Source organism: Acidovorax sp. GW823-FHT05D11, from assembly GCF_058795695.1.
The window spans coordinates 5,398,755-5,419,216 of the sequence record NZ_CM179502.1 but is presented as its reverse complement, the minus strand read 5'-3'; the positions used below and the strand labels follow the sequence as shown (position 1 = coordinate 5,419,216).

Here is a 20,462-nt window from a genome sequence, read left to right as displayed (position 1 = left end):
GGCAGCCCTGCAGCGCGGGGCGCCAGGGACGATGCCTCTACCATCGCGGGATGCCCTGCAAAGGCCCGCCCCAGCCCCTGACCTTGCACGTTGACCTCCCTATGAAGTGCTTCACGCGTTCCAGCTTCCTCTCCCTTGCGCTCGCGGCCTCCTGGGCCTGCGCGGCGGCCCCCGACCCCTCCCTGCTCGGCTGCTGGCGCGCCGCCAGGATCGTGCTGACCGCCCCGGATGGCGAAAAGGCCGAAGACACCTCCGGCCGCTGCACCCTGCAATTCAAGGCGGACCAGTTCGAATCCACCTGCAAGACCACCAGCGGGACGGCCACCACAACGTACCGGTATCAGGTCGTCCGCCCCCGGGTGTATGCGGCCACCATGGCGGGCAGCACCTTCAGGACGGAGATGGTGGGCTCGACGCGCGAGTACGAGTACCGCATCGAAGGCGATCAACTGCACACCGTGACCGTGCCGCCGGCCATGGCGTTCGCGGCGGCCGCTGCGGCCCAGCGGGTGGAAACCGATGCGGCGCGGGTGCCGTGCCCGTGAACGGGGCCGCCAGCCGCGGGGTGTTGGGGCACAGGGACACTTGAAGAAAATGCTCCTGATTCAATAGCTTTCAGCGCTTGTCCAATAAGGACTGGAAGCCAAAATGACCTAAAAAATCACCGGGGCCACAGCGCCCACAGCCGCAGGTTCTGCTTCAGGCGCCCGGCGATGTCGCCCGCCTCCGGTCCCCAGCCCGTGAAGAAGTCCGCGCGCACCGCGCCCAGGATGGCGCTGCCGGTGTCCTGGGCCATCACCATGCGGTTGAGCTGCACCTGCGGCCCGCTGGACGCGAGCCACACGGGCGTGCCGTAGGGAATGCTCTGGCGGTCCACGGCGATGGAGCGGCCGGGGGTGAGCGGCACGCCCTGCGCGCCGCGCGGGCCAAAGCCCGCGTCCAGCGGGCTCAGCGGCTCCTCGCGGAAGAACACGTAGCGCGGGTTGGTCCACATCAGCTCATTCGTGCGCTGGGGGTTGGCGGCCAGCCAGGCGCGGATGCCGGGCCAGGTGGCGTCGCGGGTGTAGCCCTGGTCCAGCAGCCAGCGGCCGATGCTCTGGTAGGGCTGGTCGTTGGTGCCCGCGTAGGCCACGCGCACCAGCGACACCGTGCCGTCCGCCTCGGCGATGCGCAAGCGGCCCGAGCCCTGGATGTGCAGCACCATCGATTCGACCGGGTCGCGCAGCCAGGCGATGGCCCGGCCGGCCAGCGCGGCCTGGGCCTCGGGCAGTGTCTCGATCTGCTGGCGCGTGTACCAGGGCTTGCGCGTCCCGAGCCCGGCGGGCACGCGGTAGACCGGCACGTTGAAACCGTTGCCGGGCTGGCGGGAGCCCTCCATCATCGGCTCGTAGTAGGCCGTTAGCAGGCCCTCCGTGTTGCCGTCCGCCGCCTCGATGCGGTAGGGCTGCAGGCGGGCGACGAGCCACGCGCGCTGCTCGTCGGCGGTGGCGATGCTCATCTGGCGCACCTCGCTGCACAGCGCGGCGAACGGCGCCACGGGGCGCTCGCAGCTCTTGATCCACGCGTTCCAGGCCTCGTGCAGTGCGTCGTCGGCAAAACCCGGCAGCTCGGCCCAGCGCACGGGCACCCAGCGGCTCTTGGGCTGGGACATCGGCGGGGGCAGCGGGCCGGTGTCGCCCGGCAGAACCACCGCGCCGGGCGGCAGGGGCGCCGGGATGGCCGGGGGGCGGGAGGGGCTTGCGGGCGGTGGGCTCGAGCAGGCGGCCAGCGTTCCTACAATCAGTGCCGTCAATACAAGGCCTAGAAGGTGTTTGCGATCACGCCGTGGCCGTGTTGGAGTGCCATCGGGATGAGTGGATGGCTCGGGTGCGCCGCAGGGGCTCGCGCTTGTGCAAGCAGCCGGGGCGTCCCATCGCCCGTTTTCACTCCAGCCCGAAGGGCCGAGGGCTTTGCGGTCGGTCTGCTGCGTTGCGGCGCTTGCCAATAGCGGGGCCATGGGCCGCACACCACGCCTTGTATCCCATCCCGCAATGGCCTCTGCGCGGCCACGGGGTGACCGTAAATACGTTCTTGGGAGTGTCAATTTCATGGGGCTGATTTTGCTTGAAGCGCTGCTCGCGCTGGTGCTGCTGGTCGCCATCGTCTGGTGGACCATGTTCTCAGGCCGCAAGGGTGGTGAGCTGCAGCAGCCCCCGAAGGATTCCCCGCCGCCGCCCCCCGCCCCCGCCCCTCCACCGCCCCCGGCGCAGTGACTTGGCATGCGCGCGGGGCGCGGGCGCCAGGCGGTGCCGTCCTACAGCCAGGGTGCCGCTGTGCCGATGGCGCCCATGCCAGCCCGCGGCCACGATGGCGTTGAGCTGGGCGCACCCGAGGCCGGGGCCAAGGACAGGCCACACGGCACGCGAACGGAACTCCCGAAGCGCCCAGCTCCAACGAATCTTTCAAGGAGCACCACCATGCGCAAACACATTCTTCTCGGCGCCACCGCCGTCATCGTCCTGGCCACGGGCTGCGCCAGCATGGACGACACCCAGCGCCGTACCGCCACAGGGGCCGGCGTGGGCGCGCTGGCCGGCGCCGTCATCGGCTCCGCCACCGGCGGCAGCGCCGGCACGGGGGCGGTCGTGGGCGCGGGCGTGGGGGCGCTGGGCACCTACATCTGGTCGCAGAACATGGAGCGGCAAAAGCGCGAGATGGAGCGTGCGACCCAGGGCACCGGCATCGCCGTGACGCAGACGGCCGACAACCAGCTCATGCTCAACATCCCGAGCGACATCTCGTTCGCCGTGGGCCGCTCGGACATCCAGCCCAACTTCGCGCCGGTGCTCGACCAGTTCGCTGCCGGCCTGCGCAACAACCCCAACACCGATGTGCGCATCGTGGGCCACACGGACAACACCGGCAGCGACGCCATCAACAACCCGCTCTCGGTGGACCGCGCCGCCAGCACGCGCAGCTACCTCACGGCACGGGGCGTGGACGGGCGCCGCATCGCCATCGATGGCATGGGCGAGCGCTACCCGATCGCCACCAACGACTCGGCCGACGGCCGCGCCCGCAACCGGCGGGTGGAAATCTTCGTGGGTGAGCGCCCGCGCGGCTAGCGGCTAGCCGCCGCACCCCGGCGCGCGGGCGCGGGGGCCGGCCTACTGCCCCGTGCGCAGCAGGTTGGCCAGCTCCACCGCCGACTTGACCTGCATCTTGTCGAACACCCGCGAGCGGTGCACTTCCACCGTGCGCACGCTGATGTCCAGCTGGTCGGCGATCAGTTTGTTGGGCAGGCCCGCCACCACCAGGTCCATCACATCGCGCTCGCGCTCCGTCAGGTCCGCGAGCCGCACCTGCAGGTCACTGCGCTCGCGCAGCTGCGCCAGCCGCTCCGCCGACTGCGCCAGCGCCTGCTCGATCCGGTCCACCAGGGCATTGTCGGAAAAGGGCTTCTCGCAAAAATCGAAGGCGCCCCGCTTGACCGTGTCCACGGCCGTGGGCACGTCGGCGTGGCCCGTGAGGAAGATCACCGGCATGGTGGCCAGGTCGCCACGCACGGCGAGCAGGTCGAACAGCGCCAGGCCGCTCATGCCGGGCATGCGCACGTCCAGCAGCAGGCAGCAGGGCTGGCGCTGCGCCGGGCGGCTTTGCAGCATGGCATCAAAGGCCTCGGCGCTGTCGAACGATTCGCTCGGGAGCCGGCGCGAGCGCAGCAGCCAGGCCAGCGCCTCGCGCACGCTGGCGTCGTCGTCCACGATGTACACGGTGGCGTTGGATACGGGTTCCATCAGGTGTCAGGCGAAGGTTGGGGAACGGGCAGCGTGAAGGTAAAGACCGTACCACGCGGCTCGTGGGGGGCAAATCCGAGAAAACCGCCGTGCTGCTCGATCACCGTGCGGCACATCGAGAGGCCCAGGCCCATGCCTTCGGCGCGGGTGGTGAAGAAGGGCGTGAAGAGTTTTTTCGCCACGTCCGCCGCGATGCCGGTTCCGAGGTCCGTCACCGCGAACTCGATCCATCCGCTGTGCTGGTTCGAGGCGGCGCGCCGCACGCGGATGTCGAGCACGCGCGTGGGAATGGCGGGGTCGTCCATGGCCTGCATGGCGTTGCGCGCCAGGTTGAGCAGCACCTGCTCGACCATGGTGCGGTCGCACAGGACGGGGGGCAGGTTCGGCTCCACCGTGGTGTTCACCCGCACGGCCAGCTTGCGCGCCTGCAGGATCACCAGCGGGAGGATGGCGTCGAGCAGCTGGCGCGCCTGCACGGCCTCCCGCGCCTGATCGCGGCGGCGCACGAAGTCGTGCACGCTCTTGATCACCTTGCCGGCGCGCTCGGCCTGCCGCGCGATGTGCTGCATGGCCATGCGCACGTCCTGCAGCTGCTCCGCGTTGGGTGCGGCGCCCGCCGGGCTTCCCGCCTGGGGCGCCGGCGCCTCCAGCAGGTTGATGGAGCCCGTGGCGTAGCTGGAGATGGCGGCCAGGGGCTGGTTGAGTTCGTGGCTCAGCAGCGAGGCCATCTCGCCCACGGTGGCCAGCCGGGCGGTGGCCTGCAGCCGCTCTTGCGAGGCACGCGAAAGCTCCTCCACCCGCCGCTGTTCGCTGATGTCGAGGAACGCGCTCATCCATCCCGTGTGCAGGCCCTGGGCGTTGATGAGCGGGGCCTCGATGATGAGCACCGGAAAGCGCGTGCCGTCCTTGCGCATGAATTCGGACTCGAACCCCTCGCGCGGCGGCATGGTGCCCGCGAAGCGGATGGCCTGGCGCTGGCGGTACTCCTCCACGCGCTCGGGCGGCCAGTAGGGTGCGGTCACGCTCTGGCCCAGCAGTTCCGGGGCGCTGAACCCCACCATGGCGCAGAACGCCGGGTTCACATAGGTGATGCGGCCTTCCAGGTCGCGGGCGCGCAGGCCCGTGACCAGCGAGTCCTCCATCGCCTTGCGGAATGCCAGCGCGTCGGCCAGGTCGCGCTCGGCGCGCAGGCGCCGGCGGTTGTCGCGCACCAGCACCACCATCACGGTGACCAGCGCGATCGACATGGCGGTGACCAGCGCGGTCAATACATTGGGGAACAGGCTGGGCGCGCTGTGCCAGGTGTCCATGCGCAGCACCAGCGTGCTGCCGGGCAGATCCAGCAGGTGCGTGGCCGTGAACATGCGCGAGCCCCGGCGCGCGGCGCCCAGCACGGCCAGCCGGGTGCCGTCGGCCTCGGTGAAGGAGGCCTCCTGGCTGCGCGTGAGGTTGTGCGCCACCAGGTTGATCAGCACGTCCTGCAGGGCGTAGGTGGCCACGAGGAAGCCCGTGCTGCGCCCCCCCGAGCTCAGGGGCAGGCACAGCTCCATCATTTCCGAGCCCAGCCCGTCGCCGTGCGGCTGGAAGTAGCTGCTGGAATAGGCGGGGCTGCTCAGGCGGCGCGCGTTGGCGCAGGCAATGGCGGCGTCGGACTGGTTGCCTTCGCGCAGCCGCGCGTCCCAGGCCACGGGGCGGTAGGGCGACTGGGCATGCGTGCGCACCCGCAGGCTGGTATCCCGCCACTCGATGCGCACCAGCTCGCGCCGGTTGCGCAGCAGCTCCGAGGCATCCACTTCCCAGGCGAGCTGGCCCGGGTCGCCCGCGTGCAGTGCCTGCAGGCTCTGCAGGTTGCGCGTGAGCGCCACGCGGATGTCGGACACCGCGTCGGCCGTGTCGCGCTCCAGGCGGGACTGCACCTGGCTGGCCTCGTACCGCCCCGCAAGCCACACCATGGTGGCGAGCATGGAGATCACGAGCAGCACCAGCAGGGTCCACAGCGACCAGCGCCGCCATGCGCCCCGCCAGCGCCTGAAAAGTGTGCGCTGCTGCGGGATCTTCACAGGACGCGGTGCGACAGGGAGGGAAGCTGCAGGCGCACGTCGCGCAGGCGCTGCGCGTCGACCACGCCCGACACCACGCCCGCCTGCTGGTCCTGCTCGGCCAGGATGGTGCCCCAGGGGTCCACCAGCATGCTGTGGCCCCAGGTGTGCCGGCCGTTCTCGTGCACGCCGCCCTGGGCGGGGGCCAGCACGTACGCCAGGTTCTCCACGGCGCGGGCGCGCAGCAGCACCTCCCAGTGCGCCTGGCCGGTGGTGTGGGTGAACGCGCTGGGCACCAGCAGGAGGTCCGCTCCGGCGCTGGCATGCAGGCGGTACAGCTCGGGGAAGCGCAGGTCATAGCACACGGAAAGGCCCACCCGCCAGCGGTGGCCGTCGCGCGATGGCAGCTCGAACTGCACGGGCGTGCCACCGGCCTCGATGACCCGGCCTTCGTGGTACTGCTCGCGGCCGTTGTCGAAGTAAAAGAGGTGGATCTTGTCGTAGCGTGCCACGCAGCCGCCCGTGGGGTCGAACACCAGAGTGGTGTTGCGCACCCGGTCCGGCGCGGCGGTCTGCAGCGGCAAGGTGCCGCCCACCACCCACATCCGCAGGTCGCGCGCCGCGCTGGCCAGGAAATCCTGAATCCGGCCTTCGCCCAGGGTCTCGCGCAGCGCGAGCTTGTCGGTGTCCTTGTGCCCCATCGCGCAGAAGTACTCGGGCAGCACCGCCAGCTCGGCGCCGGTGCCGGCCGCCTGCTCCAGCAGCGTGCGCGCGGCGCGCAGGTTGTCTTCCAGGCGGGTGCCCGACACCATCTGGATCGCGGCGACTTTCATCATGAGGCTTCTCCGGTTCTGGCGGGGCTGGTGCGGGGCGCTGCGTCGCTGGCGGGGCCGGGCTCGCGCCCGCGGCGGGGGACGCGCACGACGCGCGGGTCTGTCCAGGTGCCGTCGATGCGGAACTCCTGCGTGGCGGCCTCGATGAGCGGTCCGCGCAGGAACACCTGGGCCAGGAAGCTGCCCAGGCCGATCACGGGGTTGATGGCGGTGGCCACCAGCGATGCCGTCATGGCATTGATCTCGGGCACCACCACCACGCGCAGATCCTGGGTCTCGTGGTCGATGTTGGCGCTGCCCTCCATCAGCACGGCGGCATTCACGCCCTTCATCTGCAGGTTGTTCGTGGTGGCCACGCCCTGCTCGATGCGCACGTCGCCGCGCACGAAGTCGAACGCGAAGCCTTCGCTGAACACGTCGCGAAAATCGAGCGTGAGGCGCCGCGGCAGCGACTGCAGGCTGAGCACGCTGAGCAGCTTGGCCAGGCCCGGCTCGGCCTTGAGGAACTGGCCTGCTTCGATGTTCACGTTGATCTGGCCCGTCATGGACCGGTAGTCCGGGCTGAAGGGCGCGCCCATCCAGGCCACCTGGCCCTCCATGCGTCCCTTGCCGCGCCGCACCACGCCCGGCATGCCCATGCGCCCCAGCAGGTCGCCGGAGTCGCGGATGTCCAGCCTGAAATTGAGCACCGTGCGCCGGTCGGGGGTGCGCGGCCCGCCTCCCGCGGCATTCATCACCGCCCAGTTGCCGTTGGCGGTGAAATTCGCCTCGGGGGCGGTGATGTTGAATTTGGAGAGGCGCCATTCGCGCTGCGCGCCATCGCCGCCGCGGTTCTGCGCTTCGATCTCCACGCGCCCCAGCCGCTTGCCGCGCAACTCGAAGTCGTCCACCACGATGTCCAGCGCGGGCAGGGCTCCGGGCTGTTCGTCCAGCAGCGCTTCGACCTGGTTCACATCGCTTTGCGGCATGTTCACGCGGGACAGCCGTGCGAACAGGCGCCCGTTGGGCTGGTCGGCGGCGCCGGGCTGGCGGTATTCCAGGTAGCCGTTGAGTTCGGTGGCATCGAGGTTGGCGCGCCAGGTGGTGCCGTCGCGCAGGGCCCCGGCCACGATGTTGTGCAGCGTCCGGCCCTGGAGGGTGAGCTCGCGCGCGCGCAGGGCCAGCGTGGTGGGCAGGTAGTCCTGCGCCAGGCTGTGCGCGCTGGCCGGGGCCGCGGCGGCCGGCGCGCGCGCGGCGGTTTCCACGCGGGAGGTGGCCTGCGTCAGCACGTCCTCCCAGGCATCCACATCCAGCTTGCCCTGGTTGATGTTGGCGGCCACGCCCTGGGCGGGCATGGGGGCCGATTCGCCACCCGACAGGCCGACGCCGATGGTGCCCCGCAGCACCCGGGCCTGGGGCCCGCTGATATCGCGCACGTACACGGCCGAACCCAGCGCGCCCAGGTCCACCGTGACCTGGTCGCGCAGGGGCGGGGCGTCGGCACCGCTCCCGTGCCCGGCCTGGGTCACGCCGGCCAGGGATTCGCGCGCCACCTGGGTTTCAAAGCGCAGGGGCAGGCTGGTCTCCGCGGTCTTGCCCAGCGGCGGCGGGAGCGCCAGCGCCAGCCCCTGCAGGCTGGTCGTCACCTGCACCTCCGGCACGCCCCGGCGAAACGCCAGCGTCATGGCGTACGGCGTGCTGCCCGTGGCGTGGCGCGCCAGCTGCGAGAGCATGCCCAGCTGCGGCGCCTGCTGCAGCCCTTCGGCCGTCGCAGTGCCCTGGGCGCGCACCTGCACGGCCGACTCGGCCGCCGGCGCGTGGGCCGGCAGCGCGCGCATGCCACCTTCCAGCTTGACGCTGCCACCCAGCGCCTGCGCCTGCACGGCGTTGAGCGAGAAGCCGCCCTCGGTGAACTGCACCACGCCCCGCACGCGGCTCAGCGCAGGGGTGTCGGGCGTGATGCGCAGTTCGTTGCCGGCCAGCGTGACGCTGCCCTGGACCTTGGACTTGTTGATGTCGCTGATGGGCAGGGACAGGCGCAGCTGGAAGTCCGCATTGCCCGTGCCGCTGGCCTGGTCGAGCGCGTTGCCGGTCATGCGGCCCAGGGGCGACGTGCCCATGAGCGCGAGCAGTTCGGGCAGCGGCCCCCGGGCGTCGGCGCTGACGCTGACCACGGTGTGGGCCAGGTCGGGGATGCGGGCATCCACCTTGGACAGGCGCAGGCCCTGGCGCCCCGCGAAGCTGCCGGTGGCGCCGCGCACCTGCATGGACGAGCGCTCGAAGATCAGCTCGCCGCCCAGTTCCGTCAGCGCGGGCCAGGGCAGGGTGCCCGCCGGCTGCAGGCTGGGGGGCACGTAGGCGTAGGTCACGTCCTTGACGCGCGCGGCGATGCGGAATTCGCCCTGCCTGGGGTCGTTGAACGGCAGGTGGTGCAGGTCGCCCTTCACGCGGAACTGCACGTTGCTGGCGCTGCCCGCGACGACCGCGTCGCGCACATAGTGGCGCGAATCCGCCGGAATGGACAGCGGCAGGTAGCGGTGCACGCGGGTGCCGTCGGCGCGGTGCAGCGTGCCGGTGAGATCCAGCACGCCGGGAAACCGCGACTGGTGCGGCACCTTGGCCGCATCGCTCGTGTGCCAGGTCGCCCGTGCCTCGCCCTGCGCGTCGGCGTTGGCGAACTGCACGTCGTTGGCCTGCACCGCGATGCGGCTGCCCTCGAGCTGCCAGCGCACGTCGGCGCTGAGCCGGTCCAGGGGCAGCACGGGGTCCTCGAACACGCCGGGCAGCACCAGGGCGCCCGAGGCGATGGTCAGGGCCGCCTTGCCTCCTCCCTGGGTCATGTCCACGTCCACCGTGGCCCCGCGCAGGCCCAGGTGGGCGGTGGCCCCGGCGGAGGTATCGCCGGCCAGCGCGAGGCCGCGGATGCGCCCGCGCAGCTGGTACTGCTGCAGGTTGTCCAGGGGGCCTTTCCAGGTGGCCTGGATCTCATCCACCAGGCCTTGCGGCGCGTAGGTGCGGACCGCATCGTGCGCCGTGGCCCCCAGCGGCAGGCGGCTCGCGATCTGCGCGAGCGCGGCCAGGTCCAGGCGGTCCGCGCGGAACTCGCCCTGGGCGGGCACCTTGCCCGCGGCGGCCGTGTGGAGCAGCCGCAAATTGCCGCCCGGCCAGGTCAGTCCGTCATCGGTCTGGAACAGCAGGCCCTGGGTTGAAAACTCGAAACCCCCGTTCAGCCGGCGGCCGCCGAGACGCCCCTGGATCGAGGGCAGCACCAGCGCCTGCAAATCGGGGCCCAGCTTCGCGTTGACGTCGGCCAGCGCCAGGTCGGCCGTGCCGCCCACGATCTGCCCGCGCTGCACGTCGGCCCAGGCGCGCAGCGCGCCACGGCCGTGGGCCACCTCCACGCCCACGTCGGCGTGGTGGCGCAGCCGCGAGACGTCCACCCGCGCGAAATCGGCAAACACCTGCCCGTTCCAGTGCTTCCAGTTGCCGTCGCGTGCGCTCAGCAGAGGCGCGCGGAACAGCCCCACCACCGTGAAGCGGTCGCCCCAGGCCTCCGGCGGGGTGGCGTCCAGCCGCAGGTGGTGGTGCCAGTTGCCATTGCGCAGCAGAAGGTCCACCTTCTCCAGGGCAAGCTCGGGGGCACCCCGCTGCTCGTCGGTCCAGCGCACCGTGCCATTGCGGATGAACACTTCGCCCTGCGAGAACAGCCAGTCGGCCGCGGCGTTGTCCTCGCCCTGCTGCTGGGAAAAGTCCAGGCCCGCCACCTGGATGCGCCCGTCGGCGGTGCGCCGCGCCTCCAGCTCGGGCCCTTCAATGTAGAGCTGCTCGAAACCCCCGTTGAGCAAGGAGCGGGGCGACAGCGCCACGACCACGCGCGGCAGGCGCAGCGCGGAACGGCCCGCGGCGTCCAGCAGCGCGACATCCGAGAGTTCGACCGATGGGATCAGGCCCTCCGTGTGCGCCGCGATGGCCCCGATCCGCACCGGAACCCCCAGGGCCCGTGCGGCATGTGCCTCCAGCTGCGGGCGGAAATCGCCGATTCGCGGCACAATCCAGCCATGAAGTGCCCCCCACGCGATGGCCAGCAGCAGCCAGAAGGCCAGCAGCAAACCCAGCGACCACCGCGCGAGACCTGCCACGAATTTCAGCAGGCGGGTGGGGTGCGTGGTGGGAGCGATCATGGTGGGATTGAATGTGGCAGGAATTATGACCCGCGGCCTTAGCGCGGGTTCACTACAAACCAGTGTCCTTATGTATGTGGCCCCTTGCCATGTCTGCCATGCCCGCGTCTCCCGCTGATCCCCGCTGCCACCAGCCCCGTCCCGAGGGCCCGCTGGCCGCGCATTCGCGCTTCTACCAGCGCCTGCACCGCCGCTATGCGGACGATCTGTCCCTGCTGCCCGCAGGGGCGCCGGTCCTGGCCACCATGGAGACGGCCTACGATGCGCTGCGCTCGCGCGGCTGCGACACGGGCACGGCCCTGCGCGTGCTGCGCCAGCTCGTCATGGAGCGGCTCATCCAGCTGGACTGCGACGCGCAGGCGCCGCTCGCCGACATCACCCGCGCCGTCACCGAACTGGCCGAGCTGGCGCTGGACCGCGCCAGCCGCCAGGCGCGGCAGGAGCTGGACGAACGCCACGGCGCGCCGCGCGGACCGGACGGCCAGCCCGTGCAGCTGTGGATCATCGGCATGGGCAAGCTGGGTGCGCGCGAGCTCAATGTCTCCAGCGACATCGACCTGATCTACGTGTACGAACACGATGGCGAGACCGCGGGCACGGCCGACGGCCGGGGGCGCATCTCCAACCACGAATACTTCGCGCGGGCGGTCAAGGCCATCTACAGCCTGGTGGGGGATACCACCGAGCACGGCTTTGTGTTCCGCGTGGACCTGGCGCTGCGCCCCAATGGCAACTCCGGCCCGCCGTCGGTCTCGTTGTCGGCGCTGGAGGAGTACCTGCAGCTGCATGGCCGCGAATGGGAGCGTTTTGCCTGGCTCAAGAGCCGGGTGGTGGCGCCCCACGACTGCATTGGCAGCCCCGAGGTGCAGGCGCTGCGGGGCGTGGTGCTGCCCTTCGTGTTCCGCCGCTACCTGGACTACAGCGTGTTCGATGCGCTGCGTTCCCTGCACCGCCAGATCCGCGACCATGCGGCCAAGCGCAGCGCGGGCCACCCCGAGCGCGCCAACGACGTCAAGCTCTCGCGCGGCGGCATCCGCGAGATCGAGTTCACGGTGCAGCTGCTGCAGGTGGTGCGCGGCGGCCAGTTCCCCGAGCTGCGCCGCCGGCCCACGCTCGATGCGCTCACGCGCCTGGCCCAGGCGGGCCTCATGCCGCAGGAAACCGCCGATGCCCTGGCGCGCGCCTATGTCTTCTTGCGCCGGGTGGAGCACCGCATCCAGTACCTGGACGACCAGCAGACCCACGTGCTGCCCACGCGCGACGACGACCTCGCCTGGATCGCCTACACCCTGGGCTACCCTGACTGCTGCGCCTTCCTGCACGAGCTGGACGCGCACCGCGAACTCGTGGCCCAGGAGTTCGACACCTTGCTGGGTGGCGCGGGCAAGAAGCAGTGCAATGGGGGCGGCTGCGGCGGTCCCCGCGCCTCGGCGCCCCCACCCCCCGAATTCGACACCCTGCTGGAACAGCTGCCGCCCGGATTCCGCGAGCGCGTGGCCGAGTGGCGCAGCCACCCGCGCGTGGCGGGCCTGCGCGACGAAGCCCGCGCCCGCCTGTTCCGGCTGGTGCAGCGCACCGCGCAGTGGCTCAAGGAGGGCCGCGTCACCGAAGAGGCCGCGCTGCGCCTGGCCAACTGGCTGGAGCCGCTGCTGCGCCGCGAGAGCTATCTGGCGCTGCTGCTGGAGCGCCCCTCCGTGCACGAACAACTGCTGCACCTGCTGGGCGCGGCCAAATGGCCCGCCCGCTACCTGCTGCAGCACCCGGGCGTGATCGATGAACTGGTGGGGGATTCGCTGCTGGCCGAGCGCTTCGTGGTGGCGGACTTCGAACGGGAGCTGGCCGTGCGGCTCGCGTCGCTGCAGTCCACGGGCGAGGACGATGACGAAACCCTGCTGAACCTGCTGCGCCGCGCCCAGCACGCGGAAACCTTCCGCACCCTCGCGCGCGACGTGGAGCGGCGCATCACCGTCGAGCAGGTGGCGGATGACCTGTCCGCCCTGGCCGACAGCGTGCTGCGCATCACGGCCCAATGGTGCTGGAGCCGGCTCAAGACGCGCCACCGCGACAGCCCGCAGTTCGCCATCATTGGCTACGGCAAGCTGGGCGGCAAGGAGCTGGGCTACGGCAGCGACCTGGACATCGTCTTCGTGTTCGACGACGACGATGAACGCGCGCCCGAGGTCTACGCCGCTTTCGTGCGCAAGCTCATCAACTGGCTCACCGTGAAGACGGGCGAGGGCGACCTGTACGAGATCGACACCGCACTGCGGCCCAATGGCAGCTCGGGCCTGCTGGTCACGAGCTTCGAGGCCTACGCCAACTACCAGCAACGCCGAGGCAGCAACACCGCCTGGACCTGGGAGCACCAGGCCATGACGCGCGCGCGCTTCGTGATGGGCAGCGATGCCCTGCAGGCGCGCTTCGATGCCGTGCGCGAGGCCGTGATCACCTCCGAGCGCGACCCCGCCGCCCTGCGCGAGGAGATCGTGCTCATGCGCGAGCGCGTGCGCTCGGCACACCCCACGCGCGCCGGGCAGTTCGATGTGAAACACAGCCCGGGCGGCATGGTGGATGCGGAGTTCGCGGTGCAGTACCTCGTGCTCTCGCAATCCGCGAACCACCCGGAGCTGGTGGGCAACGTGGGCAACATCGCGCTGCTGCAGCGCGCCGAGCAGGTGGGCCTGCTGCCGCCCGGCGTGGGCATGGCGGCGGCCGACGCCTACCGCGAACTGCGGCGCGTGCAGCACGTGGCGCGCCTGGACGAGGCGCCCACCCAGGTTGCTCCGCCCGCGCTGCAGGCCGAGCGGAATGCGGTGCTGGCGCTGTGGAGGGCGGTGTTCGGCTGAGGCCGGTCCCGGCGTGACGTTTCGTTGCATTTTTGGCGGGCGAATTTTCCGCTGGCCTTCGCCAATTCAAACAACTGTTTGAATTCTGGTGTTTAATCCGGTGCCATGAGTTTTGGCGCCCATTTCATTCCCGCAGCCCAGCGCACCGCCCGCAGTGATGGCGAGGACACGCGCGCGCGCCTGCTGCACGCGGCGCTGCAGCTGTTCTCCGAGCGGGGCTTCGCACAGACCTCGGTGCGTGCCATCGCCGAGGCCGCTGGCACCAATGTCGCCGCGATCGCCTACCACTTTGGCGACAAGGCCCGGCTGTACACGGCCACGTTCTATGAACCCTTTGGCAGCGGCAGCGACCTCATCGCCGTGTTCGCCGATCCCGCACTGACCCTGCCGCAGGCGCTCGCCTCCTATTTCGGGGGGTTTCTGGAGCCGCTCAAGCACGATGACCTCGTGACCCAGTCGCTGCGCCTGCATGTGCGCGAGCTGCTGGACCCGACCCACGTGTGGCCCGAGCTCATCGAGCGCGAGTGCCGGGCCCCCCACCTGGCCCTGGTCCAGGTGCTGTGCCGCCACATGGGCGTGCAGGAGGTGGACGACGACATGCACCGCCTCGCCTTTTCCCTGGCCGGGCTGATCATGCAGATGTGGACCCAGCGCGACCCGCTGCAGGTCATTGCGCCGCAGCTGGCAGGGTCGGGGGCTGTGGATGAGTGGGTGGACCGGCTGACCGGCTACGCCCTGAGCATGGTGCAGGGCGAGATCGCCCGGCGGCAGGCCGCACAACGGCCCGCGCGCCGCAGTACTTCACGGAATTCGCACAAGGAATCCAACGCATGACTTTGAGCAAGACCCGATTCTTCTGGGCCGCCTGCCTGCCGCTGGCCCTGGGCGCCTGTGCCGTCACGGCGCCCCCCGCGCAGGTGCCCGCGCCGCCGCCGGTGGCGTGGCAGGCGCCCTTGCCGCACCAGGGCTCGCTGGGGGATCTGGCGCGGTGGTGGACGCAGCTGGGCGACCCGCTGCTCGTCGAGCTGATCGATGCCGCGCAAGCCATCAGCCCTGGCGTGGCGCAGGCCCAGGCCCGCATCGCGCAGGCGCGTGCCACGCAGGTGAGCAGCCGCGCCGCGCTGCTGCCGTCGCTCGATGCGCAGGCCAGCGCCAGCCGGGGTTTCAACGAGCAGCTCGCGGGCATCGCCACCACGGCGCAGGCCGGGCTGCAGGCGAGCTGGGAGATCGACCTCTTCGGCGCCAACCGGGCCACCAAGACGGCGGCCGACGAGCGGCTGGCGGGCGCGCAGGCGCTGTGGCACGAGGCGCGCGTGAGCGTGGCCGCCGAGGTGGCGCAGCAGACGAGCAGCCTGCGCACCTGCCTGGAGCAGCTGCGCGTGGCCGAGCGCGATGCGCAGTCGCGCGGCGAGACCTCGCGGCTGTCCGACCTCAGCGAACGCGCCGGTTTCACGGCGCCCGCCACCGCCGCCCTGGCGCGTGCCAGCGCCGCCGAAGCCCAGGCGCGCGCATCGCAGCAGCGCATGCAATGCGATGTCGAAGTCAAGACCATGGTGGCGCTGACCGGGTGGGAAGAGCCCGCGCTGCGCGCGCGCCTGTCCACGCCGGCATCCGCCGCGCCCGACACCCTGTTCGCCATCGCCGCCCTGCCCGCCCAGGTGCTGGCCCAGCGCCCCGACGTGTACAACGCCGAGCGCGAAGTCGCCGCCGCCAGCGCCGACGTGGGCAGCGCGCAGGCCCAGCGCTACCCGCGCCTGTCGCTCAGCGGCTCGGTGGGCACGGCCTGGGTGCGCAGCGGCGGCGTGACGACCGACCTGAACACCTGGACCATCGGCCCGCTGGCGCTCAGCGTGCCCCTGTTCGACGGCGGCCGCCGTGGCGCCCAGGTGGAGGCGGCGCAGGCACGCTACGACGAGGCCGCCGCGCTCTACCGCGCCAAGGTGCGCCAGGCCGTGAGCGAGGTCGAGCAGGCGCTGGTGCGGCTGCAGAGCACGGCCGAGCGCAATGCCAGTGCGCGGGTGGCGGCGGCGGGCTACCGCACCTCGTTCGATGCCACGGAGGCGCGCTGGCGCGGCGGGCTGGCGAGCCTGGTGGAGCTGGAAGACGCGCGCCGCACCTCCCTGGCGGCCGAGAACGCGCTGATCGCGCTGCAGCACGAACGCCAGGCCGCCTGGGTTTCGCTGTACCGCGCCGCGGGCGGTGGCTGGAAAGAGTGAAACACCCCCTGAGTCGCTTCGCGCCTTCCCCCCTCCCGACTCGCTGCGCGAGTCGGGAGGGGGACGCCCCCGGCGCGGCGGGGCGGCCCTTGCGCGGGGGCACTGGCCTGCGCCGCGCCAGTTTCATCCCGTGCGAGTGGCGCGTAGCGCCGTGGATAGTTGATATGAATTCTTCAGGACGAAAGCAAATGCAAAATTTCTCTTCCTTCAAGTTCTCTCCGACGGCCTTCGCCGTGATTGCTGCCTGCGTGCTGGCCACCGGCGGCGCCCTGGTTTTCTCCAGCGCATCGCGCGCCGCCGACGAGCCCAAGGCGGGCCAGCCCCGCCCCGCGCTCACGGTGAGCACGGCCCAGCCCCAGCGGACGTCGGTGCCCTTGCGCCTGGCGGCCAACGGCAATGTGGCCGCCTGGCAGGAGGCCAGCATCGGCGCCGAAAGCAATGGACTGCGACTGACCGATGTGCGGGTGAATGTCGGTGACGTGGTCAAGGCCGGCCAGGTGCTCGCCACCTTCTCGGCCGAAACGGTGCAGGCCGACGTGGCGCAGATGCGCGCCAGCCTGCTCGAAGCCCAGGCCAACGCGGCCGAGGCGGCGGCCAATGCCGACCGCGCCCGCTCGCTGCAGGCCACGGGTGCCTTGAGCCAGCAGCAGATCCAGCAATACACGACGGCCGAGAAGACCGCGCAGGCCCGCGTCGAGGCCGCCAAGGCCACGCTGAACGCACAGCAGCTGCGCCTGAAGTACACGCAGGTGGTGGCGCCCGACAGCGGCGTGATCTCGGCCCGCACGGCCACGGTGGGCGCGGTGGTGGGCGCGGGCACGGAGCTGTTCCGCATGGTGCGCAAGGGGCGCCTCGAATGGCGCGCCGAAGTCACGTCCACCGAGCTGCGCCGCATCGCGCCGGGCGCCAAGGTCAGCGTGACCGCGGCCAGCGGCGCGGCGGCCGAAGGCACCGTGCGCATGGTGGCCCCCACGGTGGACCCGCAAACCCGCAATGCGCTGGTGTATGTCGATTTGCCGGCGAACAGCGATTTCCGCGCCGGGATGTTCGCGCGCGGCGAGTTCGCGCTGGGCAGCAGCGATGCGCTCACGGTGCCGCAAGAGGCGCTGGTGGTGCGCGACGGGTTCTCGTACGTGTTCGTGGTGGGCGCCGAGCAGCGCGTGCAGCAGCGCAAGGTGCAGACGGGGCGCCGCGTGGCCGACCGGGTGGAAGTGCTCTCGGGCCTGGACGCGAATGCCTCCGTCGCCGTGCGCGGCGCGGGCTTCCTGAATGACGGGGACCTGGTGCGTGTGGTCGGCGCGCCGCCGGCGAGCGGCAGCACCTCCTCCCTGCAGGAATTCAAACAAAAAGTGCCTGTAGCGCAGGTTGATCAAGCGCTGGTAGCTATCAAATAAGGAGCGTTCTCCATGAATGTATCCACCTGGTCCATCAAGAACCCAATACCGGCCTTGATGCTGTTTGTGCTGCTGACCTTCGGCGGCCTGCTGTCCTTCAACGCCATGAAGGTGCAGAACTTCCCGGACATCGACCTGCCCACGATCTCCGTGACCGTGGCGCTGCCGGGCGCATCGCCCGCGCAGCTTGAAAACGACGTGGCGCGCAAGATCGAGAACAGCATCGCCACGCTGCAGGACTTGAAGCACATCTACACCAAGGTGCAGGACGGCGGCGCCACCATCACGGCCGAGTTCCGCCTGGAAAAGCCCACGCAGGAGGCGCTCGACGATGTGCGCTCGGCCGTGGCGCGGGTGCGCGGCGACCTGCCCGGCGACGTGCGCGACCCCATCGTGACCAAGATGGACCTGGCCGCGCAGCCCGTGCTGGCCTTCACCATCGCCTCGAGCCGCATGGACAGCGAGGCGCTGTCGTGGTTCGTGGACGATGCCGTGGCCAAGAAGCTGCTCACCGTGCGCGGCGTGGGCGCGGTCAACCGCGTGGGCGGTGTTCAGCGCGAGGTGCATGTGGCGCTGGACCCGGTGAAGCTGCAGGCGCTCAACGCCTCGGCGGCCGACGTGTCGCGCCAGCTGCGCCTGGTGCAGACCGAGAGCGCCGGCGGCCGCACCGACCTGGGCGGCAGCGAGCAGCCCGTGCGCACGCTGGCCACGGTGCAGTCGGCCCAGGAGCTTTCCAGCCTCACGCTGTCGCTGTCGGACGGCCGCCACGTGCGGCTCGATCAGGTCGCCACGGTGTCGGACACGATTGCCGAGCCGCGCGCGCTGGCCCTGCTCAACGGCAAGCCCGTGGTGGGCTTCGAGGTGGCGCGCAGCAAGGGCGCGAGCGAGATCGAGGTGGGCGGGGCCGTGCAGGCCGCGCTCAAGGAGATGCGCGCGCAGCACCCCGACCTGGAGATCACCGAGGCCTTCAACTTCGTGCAGCCCGTGCAGGAGGAATACGACGGCTCCATGCACCTGCTGTACGAAGGCGCGCTGCTGGCCGTGCTGGTGGTGTGGCTGTTCCTGCGCGACTGGCGCGCCACGTTCGTCTCGGCCGTGGCGCTGCCGCTGTCGGTCATCCCGGCGTTCATCGGCATGCACCTGCTGGGCTTTTCCATCAACGTGATCACGCTGCTGGCGATGTCGCTGGTGGTGGGCATCCTGGTGGACGATGCCATCGTGGAGGTGGAGAACATCGTGCGCCACCTGCGCATGGGCAAGACGCCCTACCAGGCGGCCATGGAGGCGGCCGACGAGATCGGTTTGGCGGTGGTGGCCACCACCTTCACGCTGATCGCGGTGTTCCTGCCCACGGCCTTCATGAGCGGCATCGCGGGCAAGTTCTTCAAGCAGTTCGGCTGGACCGCGTCGCTGGCCGTGTTCGCCAGCCTGGTGGTGGCCCGCGTGCTCACGCCCATGATGGCGGCCTACATCCTCAAACCCATCGTGGACAAGCACCAGGACCCGCGCTGGATGACCGTGTACCTGCGCTGGGCGGCCTGGTGCATCAGGCACCGCTGGATCACCTTCATCGCCACGGCGGCGTTCTTCATCGGCTCGCTCGCGCTGATCCCGCTGCTGCCCACCGGCTTCATCCCGCCGGACGACAACTCGCAGACCCAGGTGTACCTGGAGCTGCCGCCCGGCGCCACGCTCGCGCAGACCCGCGCCGTGGCCGAGGATGCGCGCGAGCGCATCGCCAAGGTGGAGCACGTGCAGAGCGTGTACACCACCATCGGCGGTGGCTCCGCGGGGGCGGACCCCTTCATGGGCGGGGCCAATGCCGAGACCCGCAAGGCCACGCTGACCATCCTGCTGGCCGAGCGCGGCGAGCGGCCGCGCAAGCAGGGCATCGAGAACAAGATCCGCACGGCCCTCGAAACCCTGCCCGGCGTGCGCAGCAAGGTGGGCCTGGGCGGATCGGGCGAGAAGTACGTGCTGGTGCTCTCCGGCGACGATCCGCAGGCGCTGACCACGGCCGCGCTGGCGGTCGAGAAGGACCTGCGCACCATCCCGGGCCTGGGCAGCATCTCGTCCACCGCCAGCCTGGTGCGCTCCGAGATCGCGGTGCGTCCAGACTTCGCCCGGGCCGCCGACCTGGGGGTGACCAGCAGCGCCATCGCCGAGACCCTGCGCATCGCCACCATGGGCGACTACGACGTGTCGCTGCCCAAGCTCAACCTCGCGTCGCGGCAGGTGCCCATCGTCGTGAAGCTGCAGGACGACGCCCGCAAGGACCTGTCGCTGCTGGAGCGCCTGGCGGTGCCGGGCGCCAAGGGCCCGGTGATGCTGGGCCAGGTGGCCACGCTCGAATTCAGCGGCGGCCCGGCCGTGGTGGACCGCTACGACCGCGCGCGCAACGTGAACTTCGAGATCGAGCTGTCGGGCCAGCCGCTGGGTGACGTGACCAAGGCCGTGGAGGCGCTGCCCTCCATCAAGAACCTGCCGCCGGGCGTGCGCCAGATCACCATCGGCGACGCGGAGATGATGGGCGAGCTGTTCGCCAGCTTTGGCTTGGCCATGCTTACGGGCGTGCTGTGCATCTACATCGTGCTGGTGCTGCTGTTCAAGGACTTCCTGCACCCGGTGACCATCCTGGCGGCGCTGCCGCTGTCGCTGGGCGGCGCGTTCGTGGGCCTCTTGATCGCGCAAAAGAGCTTCTCGATGCCCTCGCTCATCGGGCTCATCATGCTCATGGGCATCGCCACCAAGAATTCCATCCTGCTGGTCGAGTACGCCATCCTGGCGCGGCGCGAGCACGGCATGACGCGCTTCGAGGCGCTGATCGACGCGTGCCACAAGCGCGCGCGCCCCATCATCATGACCACGCTGGCCATGGGCGCGGGCATGCTGCCCATTGCCATCGGCATCGGCGCGGCCGACGCGAGCTTCCGCTCGCCGATGGCGGTGGCGGTGATCGGGGGGCTCATCACGTCCACGCTGCTGAGCCTGCTGGTCATCCCCGCCGTCTTCACCGGGGTGGATGATCTGGGCCAGCGGTTCGGGCGCCTGGTGCGCCGGCTGCGGGGTGCGCACCACGCGCCCGCCGCCCCGGCGCTGCCCCCGGTGCCCGCCTCGCCGCCCGCACCGTGATGGCCCGGTGGTGGTTGCCCGAACAACCGGGCAATCACCCGGGTTGACCAGGGTTTGGTGGCGCGC

Annotated in this window: 13 protein-coding genes; 8 read left to right on the top strand and 5 right to left on the bottom strand. The window is 70.8% G+C overall.

The genetic code is table 11. From position 1 onward, the window contains the following. Positions 1-83: 83 nt before the first annotated feature. Positions 84-545 carry a hypothetical protein gene (locus AC3RCE_RS25015; RefSeq protein WP_369643733.1) on the top strand — a complete coding sequence of 154 codons (462 nt, stop codon included), beginning with the start codon at positions 84-86 and terminating at the stop codon, positions 543-545. A gap of 116 nt (positions 546-661) precedes the next feature. On the opposite strand, the gene mltA is transcribed toward AC3RCE_RS25015, so the two are convergent. Further along, entirely contained in the window at positions 662-1,792 is a 1,131-nt protein-coding gene (gene mltA / locus AC3RCE_RS25010; protein WP_492254197.1) for a murein transglycosylase A, read from the bottom strand. Positions 1,793-2,087: 295 nt separating this feature from the next. On the opposite strand from mltA, the gene AC3RCE_RS25005 reads away from it, so the two are divergent. Together AC3RCE_RS25005 and AC3RCE_RS25000 are read left to right on the top strand one after the other, a co-directional pair. Next, a complete protein-coding gene (locus AC3RCE_RS25005; RefSeq protein WP_369643731.1) occupies positions 2,088-2,252 on the top strand; it encodes a hypothetical protein in 165 nt (54 codons plus the stop codon). 204 nt (positions 2,253-2,456) lie between these two features. Next, complete coding sequence (locus AC3RCE_RS25000) at positions 2,457-3,104, top strand: YiaD family glycine zipper/OmpA-like lipoprotein (RefSeq protein WP_218297132.1); 648 nt, start codon at positions 2,457-2,459, stop codon at positions 3,102-3,104. Positions 3,105-3,146: 42 nt separating this feature from the next. Here AC3RCE_RS25000 and AC3RCE_RS24995 read toward each other — a convergent pair whose 3' ends face one another. From AC3RCE_RS24995 to AC3RCE_RS24980, 4 genes are read right to left on the bottom strand one after another with little or no spacing between them, the layout of a single operon-like run. Next, the gene (locus AC3RCE_RS24995) at positions 3,147-3,776 is read right to left on the bottom strand and encodes a response regulator transcription factor (protein ID WP_218297133.1); all 630 of its coding nucleotides are present in this window, start codon (positions 3,774-3,776) and stop codon (positions 3,147-3,149) included. Continuing rightward, positions 3,776-5,836 carry a two-component system sensor histidine kinase NtrB gene (locus AC3RCE_RS24990; RefSeq protein WP_492254196.1) on the bottom strand — a complete coding sequence of 687 codons (2,061 nt, stop codon included), beginning with the start codon at positions 5,834-5,836 and terminating at the stop codon, positions 3,776-3,778. Before AC3RCE_RS24990 ends, AC3RCE_RS24995 begins: the two co-directional genes overlap by 1 nt. Beyond that, entirely contained in the window at positions 5,833-6,648 is an 816-nt protein-coding gene (locus tag AC3RCE_RS24985) for a carbon-nitrogen hydrolase family protein (RefSeq protein WP_218297221.1), read from the bottom strand. The genes AC3RCE_RS24990 and AC3RCE_RS24985 overlap by 4 nt, the downstream gene beginning before the upstream one ends. After that, positions 6,648-10,808, bottom strand: coding sequence for a YhdP family protein (locus tag AC3RCE_RS24980; protein ID WP_492254195.1), 4,161 nt, complete (start codon positions 10,806-10,808; stop codon positions 6,648-6,650). The genes AC3RCE_RS24985 and AC3RCE_RS24980 overlap by 1 nt, the downstream gene beginning before the upstream one ends. 98 nt (positions 10,809-10,906) lie before the next feature. Here AC3RCE_RS24980 and glnE point away from each other — a divergent pair, with 98 nt between their 5' ends. The 5 genes from glnE to AC3RCE_RS24955 all read left to right on the top strand — a co-directional run bounded on the left by glnE (position 10,907) and on the right by AC3RCE_RS24955 (position 20,396). Continuing rightward, positions 10,907-13,654, top strand: a complete 2,748-nt coding sequence (glnE, locus tag AC3RCE_RS24975; RefSeq protein ID WP_492255438.1) for a bifunctional [glutamate--ammonia ligase]-adenylyl-L-tyrosine phosphorylase/[glutamate--ammonia-ligase] adenylyltransferase — start codon at positions 10,907-10,909, stop codon at positions 13,652-13,654. Positions 13,655-13,759: 105 nt separating this feature from the next. Beyond that, entirely contained in the window at positions 13,760-14,488 is a 729-nt protein-coding gene (locus AC3RCE_RS24970) for a TetR/AcrR family transcriptional regulator (protein WP_218339431.1), read from the top strand. Beyond that, the gene (locus AC3RCE_RS24965) at positions 14,485-15,870 is read left to right on the top strand and encodes an efflux transporter outer membrane subunit (protein WP_492245170.1); all 1,386 of its coding nucleotides are present in this window, start codon (positions 14,485-14,487) and stop codon (positions 15,868-15,870) included. Before AC3RCE_RS24970 ends, AC3RCE_RS24965 begins: the two co-directional genes overlap by 4 nt. A 188-nt stretch (positions 15,871-16,058) precedes the next feature. Further along, positions 16,059-17,264, top strand: coding sequence for an efflux RND transporter periplasmic adaptor subunit (locus AC3RCE_RS24960; RefSeq protein ID WP_369643728.1), 1,206 nt, complete (start codon positions 16,059-16,061; stop codon positions 17,262-17,264). 12 nt (positions 17,265-17,276) lie between these two features. After that, positions 17,277-20,396: an efflux RND transporter permease subunit gene (locus AC3RCE_RS24955; RefSeq protein ID WP_218297138.1), complete on the top strand. Its 3,120-nt coding sequence runs from the start codon at positions 17,277-17,279 to the stop codon at positions 20,394-20,396. The last annotated feature ends 66 nt before the right edge of the window (positions 20,397-20,462 follow it).

Bases quoted from the DNA above. Each gene is read 5' to 3' on its own strand.
- AC3RCE_RS25005 (WP_369643731.1), top strand. From the start codon at position 2,088: ATGGGGCTGATTTTGCTTGAAGCGCTGCTCGCGCTGGTGCTGCTGGTC.
- AC3RCE_RS25000 (WP_218297132.1), top strand. From the start codon at position 2,457: ATGCGCAAACACATTCTTCTCGGCGCCACCGCCGTCATCGTCCTGGCC.
- AC3RCE_RS24995 (WP_218297133.1), bottom strand. From the start codon at position 3,776: ATGGAACCCGTATCCAACGCCACCGTGTACATCGTGGACGACGACGCC.
- AC3RCE_RS24985 (WP_218297221.1), bottom strand. From the start codon at position 6,648: ATGAAAGTCGCCGCGATCCAGATGGTGTCGGGCACCCGCCTGGAAGAC.
- AC3RCE_RS24980 (WP_492254195.1), bottom strand. From the start codon at position 10,808: ATGATCGCTCCCACCACGCACCCCACCCGCCTGCTGAAATTCGTGGCA.
- glnE (WP_492255438.1), top strand. From the start codon at position 10,907: ATGCCCGCGTCTCCCGCTGATCCCCGCTGCCACCAGCCCCGTCCCGAG.
- AC3RCE_RS24970 (WP_218339431.1), top strand. From the start codon at position 13,760: ATGAGTTTTGGCGCCCATTTCATTCCCGCAGCCCAGCGCACCGCCCGC.
- AC3RCE_RS24965 (WP_492245170.1), top strand. From the start codon at position 14,485: ATGACTTTGAGCAAGACCCGATTCTTCTGGGCCGCCTGCCTGCCGCTG.
- AC3RCE_RS24960 (WP_369643728.1), top strand. From the start codon at position 16,059: ATGCAAAATTTCTCTTCCTTCAAGTTCTCTCCGACGGCCTTCGCCGTG.
- AC3RCE_RS24955 (WP_218297138.1), top strand. From the start codon at position 17,277: ATGAATGTATCCACCTGGTCCATCAAGAACCCAATACCGGCCTTGATG.